1 protein-coding gene is annotated in these 561 nt (G+C 48.5%); it reads right to left on the bottom strand.

Annotated elements, in window-relative coordinates; translation table 11 throughout:
- Positions 1 to 49: 49 nt before the first annotated feature.
- On the bottom strand, positions 50 to 277 hold the full coding sequence (locus tag BEN47_RS02200; protein WP_070724616.1) for an IS5 family transposase: 228 nt from the start codon (positions 275 to 277) through the stop codon (positions 50 to 52).
- Between the last annotated feature and the right edge of the window lie 284 nt (positions 278 to 561).

Below are 561 nucleotides of genomic sequence, written 5' to 3'. Positions count from 1 at the left end.
CCAGTGCGGGCCTGCTGCATCTGGCAAAGCTACCGAAAGGGAGTAGCAACTAAAGTCTTGCCCTAAAGGGCATAGCTTTAACTAGCGTGCTTGAAAAGTAAAAGCAAATGGGGTAAGGGGGAAAGTCGTGGGGCAACAAGCGCCACTGGCACCCACTCTTGGTTAGGTAGAGCAAGGCATTGAGAATGAGCCGCAACGAATACTTGCGGCGGCGGGCAACTGGCAAGGCGTTTTGCATGACGTGCCACTGGAAATCAGTCAGGTCCGTTTCGTACATCTTTGGTCGGATGAAGAAATTGCGGTAACCTGGCTGGTTTCTGTTTGTCTACCAATTACTTGTGAATTTTAACAGGCTCTATAGTACCGATTTTAACGTCAGCCCAATAATGTCGGGGCGGTTATAGGTGGGGATGACGATGGAAAAAAAAGGGCCGGGCATCTAGGCAACAACTGAAAATCGTGTAATTAACCCAAGTTGCGGATTACAATAGGCATAAAAAAAGTCTGCTCGGCAGAGCAGCAGTAGGTTTAAGGTCTTTGACCTCCTCATTCCTGCTGAAA

The sequence above is a fragment of the Hymenobacter lapidarius genome (genome assembly GCF_001816145.1).
Lineage (GTDB): Bacteria > Bacteroidota > Bacteroidia > Cytophagales > Hymenobacteraceae > Hymenobacter > Hymenobacter lapidarius.
Note: the sequence above shows the minus strand (reverse complement) of the source record. Positions and strands in the feature narration are given on the sequence as shown.

What these genes read in the sequence shown, in the direction of transcription:
- BEN47_RS02200 (WP_070724616.1), bottom strand. Translation starts at nt 277, where the DNA reads ATGTACGAAACGGACCTGACTGATTTCCAGTGGCACGTCATGCAAAAC.